The organism is Bacillus sp. A260 (assembly GCF_009861435.1).
Lineage (GTDB): Bacteria > Bacillota > Bacilli > Bacillales > Bacillaceae_G > Bacillus_A > Bacillus_A cereus.
The window spans coordinates 3324337-3345955 of sequence record NZ_CP046398.1; the positions used below are offsets into that span (position 1 = coordinate 3324337).

Genomic DNA, 21619 nt, shown 5'->3' on the forward strand with positions numbered 1-21619 from the left:
TATTAAGTATAGACGAAAGACTAATCCTTCCGATTACAAATTGGGGGATTTTTTTATTCCCGTTTGTCTTAGTTGAAACTTACTAATTGTTAAATGTACTTCACAAATAAAGGAGCGAGAAAAATGAGTACTTCAGATACTATTGTTACACATGTAATGCTCTATATAAGTCGTTAATATCCATCAAACTTATATAGAGGAATTAAAAAATGGATGGATGCTCCGACTTTATATGAAACGTTTCGATATATAAAGGAGGAATTATTATGTCAATGATAAAGGTCCAAGACTTAACTTTTTCATACCCAGGTAGCTTTGATAATATTTTTGAAAGTGTAAACTTCCAAATAGATACGGATTGGAAGCTAGGATTTATTGGTAGAAACGGACGAGGTAAAACGACATTCTTTAATTTATTGTTAGGGAATTATGAGTATAGCGGGAAAATCCTTGCTTCAGTAGAATTCAATTACTTCCCCTACTCTGTTTCAGATAAGAACAAATTCACTCATGAAATCCTTGAAGAAATTTGTCCCCAAGCCGCAGATTGGGAACTTCTACGTGAGATATCCTATTTAAATGTTGATGCTGAGGTCATGTACAGACCATTTAAAACATTATCAAATGGGGAACAAACAAAAGTGTTGCTTGCTGCACTGTTTTTAAATGCGGGTCAATTTCTATTAATTGATGAACCAACAAATCACTTAGATACAGATGCACGAAAGATAGTCTCCGATTATCTAAGGAAGAAAAAAGGATTTATTTTAATTTCACATGACAGAATCTTTTTAGATGGGTGCGTTGACCATATCCTATCTATTAATAGAGCAAATATTGAAGTTCAAAGTGGTAACTATTCTTCTTGGAAGTTAAATTTTGATAGACAGCAAGAACACGAGAAGGCTACAAATGAGCGTCTACAAAAAGACATAGGGCGATTAAAACAGTCTTCCAAACGTTCAGCAAGTTGGTCTAATGACGTGGAAGCTTCAAAAAATGGAACGAGGAATTCAGGCTCTAAGTTGGATAAGGGGTTTGTAGGACATAAAGCAGCCAAGATGATGAAAAGAGCAAAAAACCTTGAATCAAGGCAACAAAAAGCTATTGAGGAAAAATCAAAATTACTAAAAAATGTGGAAAAAACTGAGTCATTAAAATTGGAACAATTGCAATTTAAATCAAATGAATTGGTTACTTTAGTTGACGTGTCCGTTAAGTATAATGATCAAATTGTGAATGAGCCGATTAGCTTCATAGTTGAACAAGGTGACCGAATTGTACTTGATGGAACGAATGGGAGCGGAAAAAGTAGTATCCTAAAACTAATTCTAGGACATCCGATACAGCATACAGGCTTAGTTACTTTAGGTACAGGACTCATCATTTCCTATGTCCAACAAGATACTTCTCATTTGAAGGGATCGCTATCAGGCTTTATTGAAGAGCACAAGATTGATGAAACCTTATTTAAGTCCATCCTAAGTAAGATGGACTTTGACCGAATTCAATTTGAAAAAGATATATCTCATTATTCTGGTGGACAAAAGAAAAAACTGCTTATCGCTAAAAGTTTATGTGAAAAAGCTCATATATATATATGGGACGAACCACTAAATTTTATAGATATCTATTCCCGCATGCAGATTGAAGAACTTATTCAACAATTTAATCCCACAATGGTTATTGTTGAGCATGATAAAATATTTCAACAAACAGTTGCAACGAAAACTATATCTATATAGCTCAAAACGAATACTTGAAAATATAATCATTAACTTGAGTCCTTGAATTATAAAAACTTTAATGAATTGATAAAAAAAGCCTAATTTCTCTACAATACATTGAGAAATTAGGCTTTAAATAGTAATAATAGAATTCATAAACACTGAATAATTTACACATTAGGTTTATCTGTTAATGCAGTAACAATCCTGTCCACTAAGTTTTCTGGCATCCATTCATGATTTGTATCATTCGTTTCATTTGGTCCTAAAAAATCAATAAACTTTTTAAACTTTGGAAATAAAACAATAGAAGTGATCCAATGTATTGTATGATTTATGGAGAAGAAATGAAAAACTCCTTGCTTTTCACCCTCCTGTAATATTTCTTTTAACTGTTCAAAATTACCTATAAAATATGGTTGCTATTTTAAATGCCATTCACGCTTAAATATAGGAGTCTTCTTGGCTAAAATGATAAAAATAAGCACATCTTGTTATAAAAACAGATGTGCTTATTTTTTAATTTCTATGCATTTTTACGTTTTAAGAAAATCACTCCACCAACAATTAACAGTAATGCTCCTGCAGCCATAGAGATCCAACTTGTAAGATTAGTACCTGTTTGCGGTAACCATCCAATTTTAGATTGAATTTCTTTCTTAAGTTGTGGTTGTTCTTTTACTTGCTCGTTAGGTTGCTCTGGTGTTGTCGTATTTTTACCTGAATTTGGCTGTTCTGGTTTTGGTTGTTCCGATTTTCCCTCTTTAAATTTCACTGTTTGTCCCTTATCTTCAATTTCAGCGTGAATAGCTACTAATATATTATCTTGATACAGTTCTTCAAATACTACTACTTCTTTACCTTGTAATGCAGAAGCATTGAAAGTGAAGTCTAATGTGATAGAACCATTCTTCTCTTTAGCAGTAAACTTAGATTCTACTGTTACTTCTTTACCATCAACTAATAATGGCTTGTTTGTTGCTTTATCCACTAGTTTACCTTTTACTACGTACTCTTTACCCACGATTAAGTCTTTGTATTCCACTTTATCTTGGATTGTTACAGATTTAGAAGCATCTAACTCTTTAGAACCATCAGCTTTGTTTGTTGCTGTCGTTTTTACTGATGGCTTAACGAACTTAACTGTTTGACCTTTATCATTGATATCAGCATGTGTCGTAACAACTTTTCCGTCTTTCAATAACTCTTCGAATACTACTACTTCTTTTTCTTCTAAACCAGTTGCATCAAAAGTGAAATCTAGTGTAATAGAACCATTTGCTTCTTTTGGTGTAAACTTCGTTTCAGCAGTTACTTCTTTACCATTTACAACTAATGGTTTATTAGTCTCTTTATTCATTAATTTACCTTTTAAAGTATACTCTTTGCCTACTTGTAGGTCTTTGTATTCCACTTTATCTTGGATTGTTACAGACTTAGACGTGTGCATTTCTTTTGTACCATCTGTTTTATCAGTAGCTTTTGTTTCTATTGAAGGAATCTTTTCATCTTTGACAATGTGTTTAATGATTTGACCATTCTCTTTAATTTCAAAAGAGAACGTTTCTTCATTTAATACATAACCTTTTGGTGCAACAGTTTCTTTATATGTGTATTTTCCAAATGGTAACTTTTCAAATTTAGCGATTCCTTTATCGTCTGTTTTTCCTTTTACTACTTCTTTTCCTGCTTCGTTATAAATCGTAAATTCTGCATTTTGAAGCTTGTTATTTCCATCAGCTACATCTACCTTTGTAATTTCTAGATCACCTTTGATAAGATGATTAACTGCCAATAGCTCAATAATCTTTCCATGTTCCTTTATTTCGAACATAATTGGTTCTTTAACAAGAACGTAACCATTTGGAGAAGCCTTTTCTACAAATGAATATTTACCATACGCTAAATCTTTGACGTTAATCTCACCATTTTTATCTGTCTTATATTCCCCAACTACTTTTCCACTTGCATCTTTTAGCTCGAATACTGCACCTTCTAATTTTTTACTAATATCTTCATTATCTACTTTTAGTAATTTTACACTACCTTTCACTTCGGTATTTTCCACTGTAAAAGTAAGTGTTTTATTGTGCTCTTTAATTTCAAAAGGATACTTTGTTTTATTTCCAATATATCCATTAGGTGTTTTTGTCTCTAAGAAATAATATTTACCATACGTAAGACCTTCAACGTTTGCAATTCCATTTTCTTTTGTTACTACTTTTTTCACTTCTTTTCCATCTTCAGTGAAGACTGTGAATTCAACATTTGGTAAAATCTTTCCTGAATCACTAAGCTTTTTAATTTCGATGTTACCTTTTACTTTGTTATTTACTATTTGGACAGCTCCTGTTTCTCCTGTCTTAACTTCAATAGTTTGTGGTTTATCATCTGAAACATAGCCTGTTGGTGCTTTAATTTCTTTTAATGTGTAAGTACCAATTGGTAAGTTGTTTAATTCTGCCATACCATCAGCACCAGTCGTGATTTTTCCGACTGATTCATTATTTACATTAAAGACCTCAAATACTGCACCAGCTAAAACTTCTCCATTTTCTCCAACCTTTTTAATTTTTAAAGAACCAGCTGCTTCCCAATTTACTGCAAGATCACTACTAAGCTTTTCTTCATTTCTCTCTAATAGTACTGTAGCATTCTGAACAGTATCCGTACCACGGTAAGCAATTGCTTGAACTTTAGTTAAATTAGCAGCAACACTTAAATTAAATTCACCCGTTTTTGTATTCTTAGGAATTTGGATACGAAATTTTTCTCCAACTGAAAGCTGATCTTTCACTTCTCCATTTTCACTTACAATTCTAACTCCATTAGGTGCATTTTTCGCTACTACCTTATAAGAACCACTCTTAGCATTTGTTTGTACTGAATATAGATTTGTTTCGAAGAATTCGCCCTTTAATTCTGCTTTTTGCTTTTCAGCAGGAATCACATTCATAAAAACATCTTGAGTCTCTTCACTATTATTAGCATTACTAATAATAGCCTTAGCTGCTTTTTCAACATTTTTATTCTCATATTTTAATTCATTTACATCGAGTTGACCTAATGCATTCCAAACCGCAAGTTGCGTTGCATAATGCGCTTCATTTTTATTAGCTACTCCCAGCTGTTCAGCACTTTTTTGCGGGAAACCATTTAATAAGGCTCTATATACTACATTATCTGTTTTCCCCATTTCAGGAAGATCTTCACCATTTGGTGATTTTAATCCAAGGGTTAAGCAATAAGCAATTTGACCACTTGAATTTTTAATCATTTCAGTGCGAATGTACTTACCTAGACTATTACTATAACTCCAGTCCATTGAATATTTCTCATGCGTCATAACCTCTGCACTAGCCCTAGGTAAAAATACATTAAGGAATAATGCCAGTACTGATAATAATGTAAAAACTCTTATAATGACTCTCTTACCCAATTTTGTAACCTCCCTAGAATAAATTAATCCGAGTATATATCGCAATATCTAAAACATTCACGATCGACCCATTTATCATTATAAAACAATAAATTACAAATATTAAATAATTTTAATAAAATAGTCAAAAAATTTACACATTTTATTATTTATCAAGTTTTTTAACGAATTTACTATATACAAATTCTAAAACACGCCTACAATTTAAAAGACAAATATGTATGTTAAATATATAAATAGCAATTCCTTTACTCCAGTTATTAAGCTTTCCCCTATTAAAAATATCCTCTTCATTTTCTTGTTAACCTGAGTAACTTATACACCTCTTCTAATCTATTACACTCCTCCATTTAAATATAAAGGTGACTTCTCGTTCAAAGAATAAAGTGAAACTTTAATCCTCCCGATTCCCATCTAACTTCTTTGCTTTCATTGAATTTTGGGGCGGGAGTCTTACTGCCCCAAAATAGCGGAATACATTATGCAATATTGCATTTGATAATCATTTCCAGTGTAACTATAATGATTACAGGATTACTATTAATCCAATATTCTACATGGAGGTTTTATTATGTTTAAAAAAATTATTGTATCTTCTATGGCGCTTACTATGTTCGGTGGAGCTGCAACTATGCTAGAGGCACCTACTGCTCAAGCAGCTTCTTATAACTCAACGTCATCCTCTTACTTTGATGTCACTCCTGAAGAGGCCGTGGCTTTCTATCAATCTCAAGACTATAAAAAATTAAAAGTATTTTTGGATGACTTTGAAGCTAGAAACCCTTATACTCCAGGTGGAGGCTACGCTCAAGGGAGTGTACGTATGCAAAAATTCAACGATGCTCTTAGAGATGCCAAATTAACAAATGTCTACCAAGAATTTATTAGAATCTCATACTACAATCATTATCCAGAACCAAAATAATAACAACGGATTAAATGTTTATTATTTCTATAACTTAGCCTAATTTTAAATGTATAACCTAAAAATAATTACTAAAACCACTCATATAAGGGTGGTTTTTCTATTTCCCCATATAATTTAGCGGAATGTTACATCATCTTTATTTTAATATGTTTTATAGTAGACATTCTCTAGTTGACACAATCTAGTAGGTTAGCAATGAGAATATCAAAATATATTTATAATTATTTTCTGTTTAATAGCAAAAAACGAACACCCTCTCACAATTAGATAAGGTGCTCGTTTTCATTTTTATCGGTAATTCTCAATTCACTTTAGCTTCTTTCCAATAAGTAAAGATTAAATTAACTTAAAAACAAAGCGTTTTAAATTTAATTCATAGATCTTACTGAAACTTGGAATTGCCCCTTAGAACCATCATCATTTGAAACGTAAATTTTATATGTTCCATTCGGCAATGGAGATAAAGCATTCCGTACATTTGTAACATTAATTTGTTGTTCTCCAGGTTTTATATAACCACCAACAATTAGCTCTGTATTTGGACCTTTTACACTATATCCCATTGTATTTTGACCATTATTTTTCATAGAAAAGCTTAAGTCAGTACTCCCATCATATACGAAAGAAGTTACAGCCTCGCCACTATAATCCATTGTTTGGGTTAATAATAAGTCTGCAGAAACATGTTCAACTACATGAATTGGATCATTCGTTTTGTGTACTTCTTCAGCATAAGTATTATTCCCTAACACACCAAGTGTTAATGCTGAAACTACTCCACAACTAAGCACTAGTTTATTTAACTTCATTTTAAGTTCCCCCTTGATGTTTGTATTCTATTACCATCATACATCCTTTTTTAAGTGCGTTTTTATGTAATAATTCATATCTATAAACCTATATATATTAACTTTCCGCCTTAATAGTTATTGAGAAAGCCACATAGATAAAGCTACAATATTACACTTCATAAAAAACTTATAAATTTTAAAATCTTTTTCTAACAAAGTTTTATACGAGGAAGTACCAAAATACTCAAATAAATAGCATTTCTATTTCAGATAAAATGTACTAATAAAATTTTTCTAAAATTTCACTTTGTAATTTGATATATTCCATGTTAATATAACGAAGGCTACAAAACAGGAGTCACCACACATATCACTTTCACAGAATATTCATACTTAAAGAACCTTATTTTATCAGTAACTCAATCCCAATTTTACCTATACAAAAGTTAGTTTATAAATTCATATGCACATGAATTTAAATAGATTTTTTATCTATTATTTTTTCTATTTTCCTTATCGATTTTAATACGAGTAATATAACAGCACTTTTCAAGTACCCTTCCTTTTTAGATAAAAAGTCTACTAATACTAAACATCTTTGTCCAACTCATACATAATTCTACTTACAAACTATCGGAGATGCAAAACTATGGGAATTTCTACTCTTTTATTAAATACCTTTATTATAATAATTTGTATCCTTAGCTATCACGTACTCTGGCTAGAGTTTAAAGAAAAAATAACATGTAATAATATGTTATTTTCTATCCTTTCCTCCATTGCTATTATTTTTTGTATGACTTTTCCTTTTCATTTACATGTGGGATTTATTTATGATTTACGTTTTATTCCTATTATATTAGTTTTTCTATATGGAAATACAAAAAACATTGTTTTTATAGGAATTTTATATCTTTCTTACCGGTTTTACTTAGGAGGAAATGGCGTTCTTCCATCATTTATTATCTTCACTATTATTTTGGGTATAACAATGCTCTTTCGTTACTTATTACCTATGTATTTTAAAGAAAAAAAGATATTATTAAGCTTACTTCTTATTTTAGTATGTACAGCTTCACTTTCTATTTGCGGTATTGTAACTCAAATAAATACAGGAGGTAAAATAGACTCTACTCTCATAGAATTTTTATTAAATTATATAGTCATTAATATTTTCACAGTATTATTATCAGTTTATTTTATAGAGGAAATGATTGAGAAATATAAAATGAAAGAAAAACTGCAACGGGCTGAAAAATTTTATATAGCTAGCGAACTAGCAGCGTCAATTGCACACGAAATCCACAACCCACTAACCACGGTACATGGATTCACTCAATTATTAAATGAAAAACATGCCTCTAAGCTATCTCAGGAGCAATACTTAGAAATCATGTTAATTGAAATGCAGCAAATACAATCTACTATTAATAACTATTTATCTTTAACCAAACCACAGAACACCCTAAAAGAGAAAATAGATATTAATCACATTTTAAATCAGGTGAAAGATACTATTTCACCACTCGCTCTGTCATACAAAGTTGAAATCAAACAAAATAGTACAGATTCCTTTTATATAAATGGGGACCCCGAAAAATTCAAACTCTGTCTAAACAACATCATCCAAAACGGAATTGAGGCTATGAAAAATGGTGGATTATTACAAATAAATATACAAAAAGTAAAAGAAAATATCATAATTGATATTATTGATTCAGGAATTGGGATGTCATCTCAACAAATAAAACGAATTGCTTTGCCATTCTATTCAACAACAGAAAAAGGAACTGGGCTTGGTACTATGATTGCTTATAGTATTATTAGAGAATTAAACGGAGATATAGAGATAGAGAGTGAATTAGGTAAAGGGACACGTTTTTCTATTAGTATCCCTTGCTAACGTGATAACAATTTTCTATTTAGTTAATTACATAAAAGGATCAGATCTTATCTATTGTTACAGATATACTCTGATCCTTTAGTTTAATTCAATTAAAAACACTTAATATTTATAACTTTTCTTACATCGTGATGAAATACTAGTTCATCGATTTTATCTCATTTACTGATTAGATTTGTTTAATGTAAATATAATATCTCGCGATACTTAATTTGTTATTATCATTAGGGACATTTCCTGCAGTTGTTTTTTCATTAAAGTACAGACCTTATGCCATTCATTGAAAAAGACAACTCCCTTTTTACTACTTCACTTCCACCGTATAATTCCCTGTTCCACCACCATACTGATACACATGTAAATAATACTTCCCTGGATACGTGTAGTAACTACCTACTAGTTTATTCCCTTGTTGCTGAGCATACGTAACATAATTATTTAAATCTGCTTCAGAATAAAGTACCCAGTTCATTCCGATATTATTTTCATTCGTTACGTTAATTTGAAGGTTTTTAGCATTCTCCACATTAATTTCAAAGAAGTCACTTGTATCGCCATTTCCTAAACTAGCACGTAAAACTTGATTTAACTGCAGTTTGTTTGCTGTTTGGAATGAGTTATTCGGTTCTTTTTCTACACTGTTATCTTCTTTCTTTTGAACAGTTACAGTCGCTGTAGCAGTATTAGTTGCTCCTTTATCGTCTGTTACTGTTAATTTAGCCGTATACGCTCCTTCTTTTGTATATACGTGAGTTGGATTTTGCTCATTACTTACTGCTCCATCACCAAACTCCCATTTATATGAAATAATTTTCCCATCTTCATCTTTTGATCCGTTGCTTGTAAATGAAATTGCTTCATTTACATTTCCACTATACGGACCGTTTATAACCGCAACTGGTGCTTTATTCTCTGCCCCTTCTTCCGTATCAATACCATGGAACACAACATCATATTCAAATTGTCCTGATGCATTCACGCGATAATTTACGAAGTATGCTGTTACTGTTTTATAGCCTGTCCATTCCTTTACACTTAAACGTTTTAACGTATCATTAACATTTTGTGTAATTGTTTTCCAATCTTCATATTCTCCTTTTGCTGCAGTTCCTGTATATGTTCCTTGTAGTGTGAATGTATTAAAAAACTGTGATTTATTTTTCTTCACTGATACATTTTTCAATTTTGCTTCCGCTGTTATTTCTGCTGCAATATCTGAAACTGGCTTCGATGCATGATTCGCTAAATAATCGTCTGATACTAATGGCACATTATACTTCTCACGATTATCAACTAGCATTTGCATATAGTCTTGATATTCTTTATTTAAATTCGCATCTTTACTTAATGTAGAGCGATATGCATCATATGCTGTTACATCATTTTTCCTAATAAGATCATGTATTTTATCGAACATATCATATCTCTTATTGTACATATACGATTGTAAAGCAAAGGAATAATTATAGAAATCCCACGTTCCATACTTTGCATTTAACGTTCGCTCTGCCGTATAACGCTCTGCTGGATTTGAAGATAATCCTCCTATAATACTCTTTCTCGGTACAACATTATCCGTTCTCGTTGCCCCTGCAAAAAATTCAGCATTCCCTTCTTCAAACCAAGATAATCTTTCATTTTCATATATTTTCCCTTGTCCCCATAACCCTGGTACTTCATATCTACCTTGTAAATAATGCGTGAACTCGTGTCTGAATAATTCTTCTAAACTATAAATACTTTCTTCTGGCGTACGCTCATAAGTAAAGAACGTACCTGTTCCTTCTATATAAAGACCACCGTTATTCGTTTCATAACCGTACAATTGACGATTAAATTGATATTCTGCTGGGCTATTATAAATAACCATCGTTAGTACATCATCAGGATTTCCTTTTTCTAAAGGTTGATCACTTTCAACCGTACGATGGAATTGTGCCTTCACTTCTTTTGCCGCCCAATATAAACGTTTTACTTTTTCTTCTGTCACTTTATCTCCAGCTTTTAAAACAATTGCCCCATCATCAAACGTATACGTTTTTGGCAAATATTTTTTCTTTCCATCTTCTCTTATTTGATCTAAATTCACCACTTTACCATTTGCATCTTTTCCGCCATAATTCGTTGCGATTTGCTCAGCAGCTACGAAATATTGCTCCCCTAAATACGGATAAATTTTCATCGCATCTGTTACAACTTGTAACCCTTTCGTTCCTGTACTATGGAATGTACCGAGTCTACCTGTATAATAAATGCCATTATTAATAAGCCAACCGTTTTTTGCTGTAATCGTTCCCATTAATGCAAAACGACTTAGTTCATTAATATAACTATCTATTTTCTGATACCATACTGTATCTTTCGGTGCTTTCCTCGTATCGTACAAATACGATTGAATGTCGTAATCAACACCTTGCATAATATCGTAAATAGCATTTCCAGCTGAAAGATTATCTACTAATGTAGAAAAATTATCATTATATTGTTTAAAAATCTTTGCAGCTGATGTTATCGTTTCCACATCACTCGAAGCGTTTCCTATTAACTTTCCGTATGATGATACCACTCTATTTTGCTCTAATGTACCCAGCTTGAAATTTGAATTGTTAGCTATCGCTTTTAATGCAGGTAAGCATTTATCATGATAACTCCGTTCATTTAATTTACTAAGTTCCGAATTATAAAATCCTAAATAAAATCCTGAACGCAATACCTCCACTAATGTCTCAATCCCTTTTGAATCATCCTTCGTATAGGCTTGTCCTTGCTGCTTCAATTTATCAATAATCGCCTGCATCCTACTATCATTTTGATAGAATGCTAGACTGTCTGTATTAAACTGAAATAGCCCCGTAATTTGCTCCCAATCAATTGTTACAAGTAAATCTACTAACTGCTGATTGCTTAATTGATTTAATTCAGCAATTGTATAAGTTTTCGCTACAGCTAATTGCTTACTTTCTTTTTTCACCTCAGGTGGTCTTTGTGATAAATCGGCAAATTGTAGCCTTTTCTCAAAAGACTTGCTTTCGAGCACTTTCGATGAATGAGCTAATTCTTGTACTGGTAGTTGTACACCGACTGGCTCCATTTTGAGCACATTTCGATAAGAAACTTGCTCTCCCTTAGTATCTTCTGCCAAACTGCCCCCTTGAAAACTCCCTAACATTAAACTAGCAAAACTTACCCCTACTAACATTTTCTTTGAATAGCTTTTCATGCTCTCCCCTACCTTACATTTTTAGTGTCCCGCTCCATTATTTTACTATTTTTACTTTTTGTCCTGTATTGAGAAAAAATAAGGTAACGTTCACACATATATTCATTTCATGTAAAATTAACGCTTGACTTTCCTTGCATTTTAGATCAAAAAAAGATAGATAATAGCAAAATTTCTGCTACATCTATCCTCGTTTTCAACACTATGACTTTAACTTTATAAACGTAACTTCCGATAATGTTTGCATATGCTGAATAAACTCATTCTTTTCTTCTGACGATATATTTTTCAGCTGCATTCCTACCTTATAAACAGTTTCTGTACCTTGCTGTGAAGCTTCCACCTCATATGAGAGTATTGGGATGCCTTTCACTTGTAGTGTTTCTAATATTTGTTGTATCGCTTCATGTTTATTTACAAACATTTGCACTGTTATATTTTGTGGAAATAGAAATTGCACCTTAAAAATACGACTTACAATTTCTAAACCAATTAAAACGAGGATCGTCGCTCCAATGCCTACTACATACATTCCCGCTCCAATTGCTAATCCTATACCGGCAGTAGCCCATAAACCAGCCGCGGTCGTTAATCCTTTCACCGCCTGTTTTTGAATAATAATTGTGCCTGCACCTAAAAAACCAACTCCACTAACGACTTGTGCTGCAATCCGACTTGGGTCTAGAGACGTATGCTCTTCATACACAATATCTGAAAAGGCATATTTCGAAACAACCATTATTAACGCACTTCCTACCGCTACGAGGAAATGAGTCTTTAATCCAGCTTCTTTCGATCGAATTTCTCTTTCAATACCAATCATTGCTCCTAACAAGCCAGCAACACCGATTCGTATAATAAAATCAAAATCTACACTCACGGGCACTTCCCCCTTTCATTCATTATAGATAGATAAAACAAAAATTATCACAAACATCCATTTATCACCATGAAAGAATACCACTAAAATACACTTAATACTCCGACTGTTTTATGTTAATATTTTAAATATTAACATAAAATAAATAACTCCTGATTTTAAACCTTCACTAATTTTCTAAAAAACCAAAGGTGGATTGCATGAAATTAGGTTGAGAAATTTTAGAAAACGCTTTCATTTTGTTTCATAATTTTTTATAAAAAATACATAAATAAAGGAGCTTACTAACAATGAACGTCTCGTTACTTACACCTACTACTGATTTACAAGAAGAATACTTAGATTTCTATAACGAATGGAAAGATAGCGGTGAAACAATGATCCCGTGGGTTATCTCAAAAAATCCTGCCAACTTCCCAGCTATGGTTCAAGAACTTCTCGATGCGCATAACGGAATAAATATCCCTGAAACTTGGGTACCAGACTCTACATATTGGCTTGTTACAGATGAAAATAAAATTCTGGGAGCTGTTAATATACGTCATAGTTTAACCGAACATTTATTTAACGCTGGCGGTCATATTGGTTATGGCATTCGCCCTTCTGAAAGAAGAAAAGGTTATGCTACGAAGTTACTAGCATTATCATTAGAAAAAACGAAGGAATTAGACATCACGAAAGTACTTGTCGTTTGCGACGCAGTGAATACCGCTTCTGATAAAACGATTTTACATAACGGCGGGCTTCGTGATGATGATTTCACTGAGGAAGATGGGAATGTAGTAAGAAGATATTGGATTGAGCTATGAATGATCACAAATAAGCGAGAAAGTGATTATACACTTTCTCGCTTATTTTACACTGCTTCTATTTCAAACTGCACTGTAATACCACTTGGATCTACCACCACAAACCCATTTGTAGTTTCATTTATTTCATGTTGTTTTTCTATTAATCTTTCTTTCACTTCATCTAACGCTTCTTTATACGGTAGTACAATCGTATACACCTTTAGCCCAGTTGCATGTACTGGTGGGTGTGGATTGTTTACTCCGTTCCACGTATTTGCACCAATATGGTGATGATATCCCCCTGCTGAAATAAATAAGCAATCCTCTTCACGCTGTTGTACTTCAAAACCTACTGTTTCCACATAAAATTCATGTGATTTCTCTACATCAGCTATTCGTAAATGTACGTGCCCAACGACAGTATTAGCAGGCAAACCATCAAACTCATAATCAACGACTGTTGCCAATTCTTTTAAATCAAGTGGTGTACTTCCTCCTGGCCCTTCTCCCCATCGATCGCGCGGACGGTCTGCATAAATTTCAATACCATTCCCCTCTAAATCTTGCAAATAAAAAGCTTCGCTATATGTATGATCACTTGCACTATTAAACCTTGAAATTGGTAAAATTTCATTTGAATATGTATAACGCCCTTCTTGCTCAGCCGGGCTGTCAATTACATTCTTATTACGAAGAACCCCAAATAGCGCAGAAGCAAAAGCTTCACGAGTCGGAACTAAAAAGGCTACATGATATATACCAGTCGTACGCGGTTCTTGCAGTACCCCGTCCTCTAACTTTTCAAGAACAAGTAACGCATTCTTTCCACCTTTTCCAGATAAATATGCTTTATTCCCCTCTTGCTTAATTACCTCTAATCCTACAACATTCTCATAAAAAGCAATTTGACGCTCTAAATCTTTCACTTTAAATTCAACATGACCAATACGTGTTTTCGGATGAATTTTTACCATGAATAACTTCATCTCCTTATCCCTATATTTTCCCATTACATATAACCGTTACTATGAAGGATACAACTAAAATCATCCTATGTAAATAAGAAAAGTCAGAATTTACATACATTTTTATTTTCATAATAAAAAGCCACCTTTTCTAACTTTTAGAAAAGGTGGCTTTTTAACTCTTATCTCATTTTATGTACTTCAGCAACTAGCTTTCCACCCTGAATGCCCATATAAAGCTTCACAGGTGCATCATTCGTATTTTCAAATACTAAATCTAAGTATGGATATGCAATTGTAGCATCTCTTCCTTGTGGAACATAACCTACCGTTTTAGAATGTGTAGTTCTCTCCACCATTTTCAGACCAGCTTGATCTGCTGCATTGTATAAAGTTGAAGATGTTTGACAAACACCACCGCCATATCCATCTACTAATTTACCATCAACTATTTCTTTCCCTAATTGATATCCTTTATCTGGTGTTGTATCACCGATTAATGAATTAAAAGAGAAACGGTCTCCTTTTGCTAACACAACTCCATTTATGCTCGCTGCTGACAAACGAATATTCTCAATACGGCCACCTGTTGAACCACCTAAGTTCGTTTCATATCTACCAATTACCGTACCATTTCCTTGCGCATCACTTAATGTTGCGACTGGTTTTTTCTCCACGATCGGCAACTGATACGTAGCATCCCACATACCAACATTTAACAATTTATCTACTAATTCTTTTTCCATTAATTCATAAGAAGGTTTTCCTTCTTGCCAACTTCCATCAGGTGCTATACGTGAAGGAACCATTTTTTTGTCGACGCTTTTTCCAACCTCACCAACAACCTTTGTTACAGACTTTTTAAATTTCGCTTCATCTTCAAAATAGCCTAAACTAGATAAATCTAATTTTTTCACTTCAGTACCAGTTCGACCATCAACTAAACTAATAGTATCCTGCACTTCTGCTTTAGCCTCTACAGTATGCCCACCAATATCACTTACCAATGCAACATCACTTACTTTTGCACCACAGCCACTCATTATAGCTACACATAACACCCCAACCAATATACCCTTTACTTTACGGAACAATATACTCTCTCCCTTTCCCCAACATCACTATTATGTATTTATTTCATTTTTATGTATGTTTTGTTACAATCATTTTACAATATGTTTATAAAATGTTACAAGTTATTTTTCACTCTATATAAATTACTCTTTTCTTTTATAAATGTCTATACATATTTACATAAAAGTTTGAGTTTGATAGAATTGTAACTTTTATGTAAACTCTCTCTTTTATCCAGTATATACCATTAAGCAAAAGAAATACAAATCAAAAACCCTCAAGCTATTTTTTATAAAGTGAAACTGTAATCAGTGGGGGTTTTACGGGCATCCCGACCTTCTTTGTTTCTGCTGAATTTTGACATGGGGGTCTTATTGCCCAGCAAATAGCGGGATAAAGAGAAATCCCGTCAACATAAATAGGTATTTGCCGTGCCACCACTCCGCTTTTGCACATACATTATGGTGAATTCAACCTATTTTAAAGAAATGGAGGATGTTATTATGTATCCCTACAATCCATATGATCCATATAATCAATATGCGTACCAACAACCACAGTATGACTTACAAACACAATATCAATCTTATATAGATCAAGCAGAGCACACGAATCCATATGACCAAAATAGACAATTCCAACTTCCAATCTCTTTTCCTGGCACTGGAAATCGTCAATTAGAAAGACGCGTAAATGAGCTTGAACAAAGAGTTCGTCAACTAGAAAATACAGTTGAGCGCCATACACGTAGACTAAACCGCTTAAACCAACGTTTACGCACAGTAGAAAACAGACTAAACATTCCATTCGCAGCATTAGAAGACGGATTTTAATCGAGAAAATAAAGATTATATAAAGGAAGGGGCTTCCCCTTCCTTATATAAATTGACGAAAGTTTTTTCCATCTCTATACTGATAAGAGTTAATGAAATGAAACAAGGTGATAAATATGGATTTTGAAATAAATTATCTTTCCTTTTATGTTGTACAAGTAGAAGGAAAAGGTGAAGCAGTTGATAAACGCTACAAACATTTTCAAACTTTAGACGCTGAAGAATATGAAGATAGTTCCTTAAAAGAATTTTTGAATGGTGAGTTATTAAAAATATCGAAGCGAAAAGTAGAACGTCATGCAAAAACAGAACAAGCCCCAACAAAAATTGGTCGCTTTATTGTAGAAGAAGGGCACGAACTTGATTCAAACCCTCATTACAACCTTTTTAATCGTATTCGCTTTGCAGAAACAAAGGACAATTTTAAAGATATGAGCGAACCTCTCGTTTATACATATCTTGACACAAGCGCTGTACGCGGTGGTGTATTTTTAATTGCTCAGGCAAAACTACGCAAATACTTTGATGACCCATTCGTATTCGTAATGAAATGCGACTTCGAACCAAAGGTTGCTTCTATTTCTGATGAATCCACACTGATTCGTAACGTTGAAATGGCCATCACAACAAAGAATATGAAATCTATCCAATATCCGTACATGCCTGAAGAAGGTATGGTTGAAGTAGGCGAACTAAAAATACACCAAGCATCACATGCCCGCTACTTTGAAGACTTCTTAAAATTCGTCGAATATGAACGCTCTATGCCTGAAATTATGAAAACACAAGTAATGGACATGGTATACGACCAAATTGAAGATGTATTTGAAGAAGGTACGGAAGAACGCGAACAATTCGACCAAGCGATGGAAGTATGGGCTGCTAGTCCGAAGCGGGAAATTATGGAACAATTTTCAACCGAAGAAGTAATGGAAGCTACCGCTCAAATCGTCGAGCATGCTCCTGAAGTGGAATTAAAACTAAAAGCCGATCATATCTCTGTGAAGGCTTTGCTTGCTGATTTCGGGGATCAAATACATATTGCGAAGGTAAATGACCGATATGTACTTATGATTGAAGCAGACACACTTACGTTTGAAAAAGGCTTCTCTCCGATTGAGTTTCTGAAGCCAGATGAGCTGCAGGATGTGATTGAGCGGATTGAGAATAAGCAGCAGTATTCGTTTGATCCGAGCGGTATTGAATAAAATGAAACTTTAATCAGTGGGGTTTTGTTCATCCCCCACTAATTATTAACCCTCACCAATCGGGCTTTTACGGGATAAATACTTCCATATAACTGTTGTTACTGGGCGCTTATAATAAGCGCTCTTTTGTTTATATTAAAAACCGATTCTACTAAGAATCAATTTTTCTGCTTTATAATAAAACATGTTTATTTTCAAATTTTTTTGATGCAAGATGACATTTGTTGCAGAATCAAATACATCCCTTCCTTGTTATACAAGCTTATTTCCATTAGAAATATCTACTTCAATATTTCTATTTGACCAAGTCCTTCTATAAGTTGTTAAGATGCAAATTTCACTTTACTACCTCAAATTTATTGTACTCGTAAAAAGATAATTGAAAACGATATTCCGGATGTTCTCTCACCCAATCGTAGGCTTCTTCTAAAATTTCCATTTTGTTTTGCAAGTCATTAAGTTCACTACATTCGTCCCTTTTCTGTTTGCACAGAGGGCAGAATCCATTCACTATTTCCGCACTCGTCGCCCTAATAGTTTTACTTTCTAAATCAACTACTAGACGAAGAATAACAGAATGCTCTTCTTTTGTAGTCACCTTCATTTCAGCAATCCGATCCTCATTCCAAAAGACACCGTTTAATTCCATCTTTACTGTGACATCTTTAATATCCAAGTCTACCACTATCACACCTCCCTTGTACAAAGCTCAATCTTACTCTTCTATTTTAAACTTTAATACACCACAACTTAAAGAGATATTAAGTTTTTTCCAATTCTTCTTTACTATGAAAGAAAGTGTAGTTAATGCTAATTGTGTGGTAAATATTATCCCAAAAACTAAAACAGTTAAAATGTTAAAGATTGTTTCCATTAAACTACACTCTTTTCTTTATATATATATATATATTATTAATACGGTTTAAAGCTCTTATTACGTCTTAACACTCCCAAAGCAATTATAATGCACAATCACAACAACAAGTTGATGCCTATTTAATATCAATACGCTGTTATTACATGTATGTAGTTAGAGGCGGAGGAGAAATTCATTTAACCTCTGTATTCTCCTCCATCTCAGCCAAATACCTAATCTGCCGTTCCGCTTTTCTCACTGCTGTACGAAAATGTTTTTTCAGGAGTTCTACTGTATTTTCACTTATATAATATCTTTCCGTTATACTTTCCCACGTGTCACTACTTTCAAATGTACTCCATTCAAAAGGGCGTTCTGTATTTTTCTTTAGTTCTTTAAATACCCATTTTCGCATCTTTTTTTTCGCTTTTTCTGTTAGTTTTCCGTTTTTTACAAGTTCAAGTTCACCATGTCTTTTGTATCGCTTATTAATATCTCTCTCGCTATATACTTTAAGAAGTATATTTGCTGTATTTTCAGCATCTGCTAAAGCACGGTGCTGTTTTCCTTCCCACGTTAAAGCGAGCTGTTCTACCGCAAAGTGTAAACTTGGCGTATGTTCAAACAATTCCTCATATGCTTGGAAAACAAATTTTTGCAAATCAATTCTATTTTCTTTTTCTATACTTGGGCATTCAACACCATATAATGTACAATCATGAGATAGAAAGCGATAATCTTCTTTTCCCCATGAAACAAATATAGAACCTTCGCCGATGAACTGAATAAATTTCTCTATAATTTGAGGGAATTTTTCTACACCCATTAAATCTTTTTTCGTAATACCGGTTAATTTTGTTGTATGACGAGTTAATCGTGCACTTGGTTTTACTAACTCCGAAAATTCTTCAATTATCTTCATTGTACCTATTTCTATTTTTACAGCTCCGATATCAACTATTTCTGATGGATCTTCTGATTTATACGGTCTGAAATTCCTTTCAATATCAAACACAATGAAATGTGTAGCGTTTTTCAATTTATTTACCTCTTTCTAAATTCCTTTTCACACAAACACTTTATTTTCAGTATTTATTTATTCATGTACTTTATACAAAAATACTCCGAATAAATAAATGAAAATTCAGTCTTGTTATGATATGTAAGTAGGAGGACATCTATAAAAATGCAAAAAAAAGAAGGGCGAGCCCTTCTTTTTTCAAAAATTACTTCTTGTTTACGTTAGTAGCTTGAGGTCCACGGTTACCTTGTTCTACTTCGAAAGTAACTTCTTGACCTTCTTCTAAAGTTTTGAAGCCTTCGCCTTGGATAGCTGAGAAATGAACGAATACGTCTTCTCCGCCTTCAACTTCGATGAAACCGAAACCTTTTTCTGAGTTAAACCATTTTACTTTACCGTTTTGCATGAAAAAAATCCTCCTACAATGTACCTATATGTACATATTCATTTTCAACCACCTTACAATAATAAGCCAGATATTAAAAAACTGCAACCCCTGAGGAGATTTAACATTGCTATCCTCCTCGGAAGTTACAGCTCATTTAAATCTCTATATTATTAAAAGTAAAATGGTTTAAATATACTATATCATATCAATATAATAAAAGTAAAGTTTTTTTCTTAAATTATTTTTTGTTCCCACTGCATTGCTTTTAATTCACCTGATCCGGCTACTACATAACCATCTTTTTGATTAACAATGCGCCATCCGTGCCCTTTAACTGAATCACATACTGTAACAATACCTTCTTCAAGAAGCACACGGCACACACTACTAATCCCCGCCTTATTTTGCGTTGAAGTTGTATATAAAACATGTTGATCTACACTTAAGTCTAAATAACTACTTGCTTTCTGCTCACTTTGACATGTATGCCAATATATTTTTTCACTTGCAATACTTTCATCTATTTTACAATAAGAAATATTTCCGCTAACTCCCTTGCACGATCCACTTGCCGCTACTAAATAAGAATTGTGTAAAGTCAACGCGGAGATCATTTGATTCATCGCAATTTTAATCCTCTTTAATTTACGTGTCTTCAAATCAAAGAGCCAAACACCACCATATTTAGCATGTATTTTCGTACCAATAAATAAGTAATGTTTATATAAAAATAATGATCGAATAGACGGTGCCGCACTGCCATACTCAAGAAACGGATGAATAGTTTCCCATGTCAAACCGAAATTATTAGAAAGATACAGCGTTTTTTCTCCATGAGCAACAACAGTTCCTTGTACATTGCTACATACATTCCAACTCGTTGCTTTTGTTGGAAAACGCTGAATTGTCCAGTTCTCTCCACCATTCATACTGCGAATAAAAATCCCTTCGTCACCTACACCATAAACTACATTATCTTCGCTATGTAAATCCCTAATTCGTTTTTGAAAACCATTTAAAATTCGTTTCCATTCTCCGTCTTGTTCAACAAATAAGCCATTATATGTAGTAGCTAACAGCAGTTTTCCATCTCTTAACTTTGTAATAGCAGTTGCACTTAACATTGTCTCCACGTTGACACTCCCATTCTTAGAACTTCTCAGCAAATGCAATTGCAAAATTACTGCATTTTTCAACATCCTCTTCATCTTCTGGAGCTAATTCAATTTTCAGCCCTTCTTGTACAAGCTCTGCACCGCGTTCCACAAGACGTTCTTCAAATATCGTTACCGCTTCACAAAACAGTTCATACGCTGTATCACCCGATCCGAATACCGCTACCTTTTTCCCAGCTAAATCTATATTTTCTAAGTCATCATGAAAATCTTCCGCTTCAAATGGTAATTCACCATCGCCCCACGTATAAGATCCTAAAATGATTCCATCATAAGCTAATAATTCTTCAGCGTCCATGCCTTCCATTTCTTGCAATACTACTTCATGATCAAAAGCATCTAAACTAACTTTAATTAAATCAGCAATACTCTCTGTATTTCCTGACATACTTGCATAAGCTATTAAAATTTTTGCCACTT

General features: G+C 33.3%; 17 protein-coding genes and 1 pseudogene. 6 read left to right on the plus strand and 12 right to left on the minus strand.

The features are described 5' to 3' along the window. The first annotated feature begins 266 nt into the window (after nt 1-266). A complete protein-coding gene (locus GD442_RS16695; RefSeq protein ID WP_000061798.1) occupies nt 267-1745 on the plus strand; it encodes an Lsa family ABC-F type ribosomal protection protein in 1479 nt (492 codons plus the stop codon). A 152-nt stretch (nt 1746-1897) separates the two neighbouring features. Here the strand turns inward: GD442_RS16695 and GD442_RS16700 are convergent. Beyond that, nucleotides 1898-2149 (minus strand): annotated as a pseudogene (locus tag GD442_RS16700) (TetR/AcrR family transcriptional regulator); the annotation flags it as partial. A 104-nt stretch (nt 2150-2253) separates the two neighbouring features. Next, the gene (locus GD442_RS16705; protein WP_000520154.1) at nt 2254-5166 is read right to left on the minus strand and encodes a VaFE repeat-containing surface-anchored protein; all 2913 of its coding nucleotides are present in this window, start codon (nt 5164-5166) and stop codon (nt 2254-2256) included. 571 nt (nt 5167-5737) lie between these two features. Between GD442_RS16705 and GD442_RS16710 the strand changes: the two genes are divergently transcribed. Further along, nucleotides 5738-6091 carry a hypothetical protein gene (locus GD442_RS16710; protein WP_000473483.1) on the plus strand — a complete coding sequence of 118 codons (354 nt, stop codon included), beginning with the start codon at nt 5738-5740 and terminating at the stop codon, nt 6089-6091. A gap of 371 nt (nt 6092-6462) precedes the next feature. Here GD442_RS16710 and GD442_RS16715 read toward each other — a convergent pair whose 3' ends face one another. Continuing rightward, entirely contained in the window at nt 6463-6903 is a 441-nt protein-coding gene (locus GD442_RS16715; RefSeq protein ID WP_000773522.1) for a hypothetical protein, read from the minus strand. A gap of 631 nt (nt 6904-7534) precedes the next feature. Here GD442_RS16715 and GD442_RS16720 point away from each other — a divergent pair. Beyond that, nucleotides 7535-8788: a sensor histidine kinase gene (locus GD442_RS16720; protein WP_000513034.1), complete on the plus strand. Its 1254-nt coding sequence runs from the start codon at nt 7535-7537 to the stop codon at nt 8786-8788. 304 nt (nt 8789-9092) lie between these two features. Here the strand turns inward: GD442_RS16720 and colA are convergent, their stop codons facing one another. Together colA and GD442_RS16730 are read right to left on the minus strand one after the other, a co-directional pair. Then, nucleotides 9093-12008, minus strand: a complete 2916-nt coding sequence (gene colA, locus GD442_RS16725) for a collagenase ColA (RefSeq protein ID WP_000844553.1) — start codon at nt 12006-12008, stop codon at nt 9093-9095. A 202-nt stretch (nt 12009-12210) separates the two neighbouring features. Beyond that, on the minus strand, nt 12211-12888 hold the full coding sequence (locus GD442_RS16730; RefSeq protein WP_000109729.1) for an MgtC/SapB family protein: 678 nt from the start codon (nt 12886-12888) through the stop codon (nt 12211-12213). A 290-nt stretch (nt 12889-13178) separates the two neighbouring features. Here GD442_RS16730 and GD442_RS16735 point away from each other — a divergent pair, with 290 nt between their 5' ends. Then, a complete protein-coding gene (locus GD442_RS16735) occupies nt 13179-13697 on the plus strand; it encodes a GNAT family N-acetyltransferase (protein WP_001103117.1) in 519 nt (172 codons plus the stop codon). A 47-nt stretch (nt 13698-13744) separates the two neighbouring features. Here GD442_RS16735 and GD442_RS16740 read toward each other — a convergent pair whose 3' ends face one another. Beyond that, nucleotides 13745-14689 (minus strand): VOC family protein, encoded by a 945-nt coding sequence (locus GD442_RS16740; protein WP_002041596.1) that lies wholly within the window; start codon nt 14687-14689, stop codon nt 13745-13747. Between the two features lie 137 nt (nt 14690-14826). Next, on the minus strand, nt 14827-15738 hold the full coding sequence (locus GD442_RS16745; protein ID WP_000488973.1) for a VanW family protein: 912 nt from the start codon (nt 15736-15738) through the stop codon (nt 14827-14829). Nucleotides 15739-16221: 483 nt separating this feature from the next. Here GD442_RS16745 and GD442_RS16750 point away from each other — a divergent pair, with 483 nt between their 5' ends. Both GD442_RS16750 and GD442_RS16755 read left to right on the plus strand, forming a co-directional pair. Next, nucleotides 16222-16551, plus strand: a complete 330-nt coding sequence (locus GD442_RS16750; RefSeq protein ID WP_000283715.1) for a hypothetical protein — start codon at nt 16222-16224, stop codon at nt 16549-16551. A 116-nt stretch (nt 16552-16667) separates the two neighbouring features. Next, the gene (locus GD442_RS16755) at nt 16668-17759 is read left to right on the plus strand and encodes a DUF3900 domain-containing protein (protein WP_000345034.1); all 1092 of its coding nucleotides are present in this window, start codon (nt 16668-16670) and stop codon (nt 17757-17759) included. A 337-nt stretch (nt 17760-18096) separates the two neighbouring features. Here GD442_RS16755 and GD442_RS16760 read toward each other — a convergent pair whose 3' ends face one another. From GD442_RS16760 to GD442_RS16780, 5 genes are all read right to left on the minus strand, one after another. After that, nucleotides 18097-18444 carry a hypothetical protein gene (locus GD442_RS16760; RefSeq protein ID WP_000227983.1) on the minus strand — a complete coding sequence of 116 codons (348 nt, stop codon included), beginning with the start codon at nt 18442-18444 and terminating at the stop codon, nt 18097-18099. 364 nt (nt 18445-18808) lie between these two features. Next, nucleotides 18809-19654, minus strand: a complete 846-nt coding sequence (locus tag GD442_RS16765) for an exonuclease (RefSeq protein ID WP_000786414.1) — start codon at nt 19652-19654, stop codon at nt 18809-18811. 187 nt (nt 19655-19841) lie between these two features. After that, nucleotides 19842-20042 carry a cold shock-like protein CspB gene (gene cspB / locus GD442_RS16770; RefSeq protein WP_001179150.1) on the minus strand — a complete coding sequence of 67 codons (201 nt, stop codon included), beginning with the start codon at nt 20040-20042 and terminating at the stop codon, nt 19842-19844. A 215-nt stretch (nt 20043-20257) separates the two neighbouring features. Next, nucleotides 20258-21157: a WD40/YVTN/BNR-like repeat-containing protein gene (locus GD442_RS16775; RefSeq protein WP_000449496.1), complete on the minus strand. Its 900-nt coding sequence runs from the start codon at nt 21155-21157 to the stop codon at nt 20258-20260. Nucleotides 21158-21173: 16 nt separating this feature from the next. Then, nucleotides 21174-21617: a flavodoxin gene (locus GD442_RS16780; RefSeq protein WP_001062752.1), complete on the minus strand. Its 444-nt coding sequence runs from the start codon at nt 21615-21617 to the stop codon at nt 21174-21176. Nucleotides 21618-21619: the final 2 nt, after the last annotated feature.

Coding starts and splice junctions, on each gene's coding strand:
- GD442_RS16710 (WP_000473483.1), top strand. CDS start 5,738: ATGTTTAAAAAAATTATTGTATCTTCTATGGCGCTTACTATGTTCGGT.
- GD442_RS16695 (WP_000061798.1), top strand. CDS start 267: ATGTCAATGATAAAGGTCCAAGACTTAACTTTTTCATACCCAGGTAGC.
- GD442_RS16740 (WP_002041596.1), bottom strand. CDS start 14,689: ATGGGAAAATATAGGGATAAGGAGATGAAGTTATTCATGGTAAAAATT.
- GD442_RS16750 (WP_000283715.1), top strand. CDS start 16,222: ATGTATCCCTACAATCCATATGATCCATATAATCAATATGCGTACCAA.
- GD442_RS16720 (WP_000513034.1), top strand. CDS start 7,535: ATGGGAATTTCTACTCTTTTATTAAATACCTTTATTATAATAATTTGT.
- cspB (WP_001179150.1), bottom strand. CDS start 20,042: ATGCAAAACGGTAAAGTAAAATGGTTTAACTCAGAAAAAGGTTTCGGT.
- GD442_RS16715 (WP_000773522.1), bottom strand. CDS start 6,903: ATGAAGTTAAATAAACTAGTGCTTAGTTGTGGAGTAGTTTCAGCATTA.
- GD442_RS16735 (WP_001103117.1), top strand. CDS start 13,179: ATGAACGTCTCGTTACTTACACCTACTACTGATTTACAAGAAGAATAC.
- GD442_RS16755 (WP_000345034.1), top strand. CDS start 16,668: ATGGATTTTGAAATAAATTATCTTTCCTTTTATGTTGTACAAGTAGAA.
- colA (WP_000844553.1), bottom strand. CDS start 12,008: ATGAAAAGCTATTCAAAGAAAATGTTAGTAGGGGTAAGTTTTGCTAGT.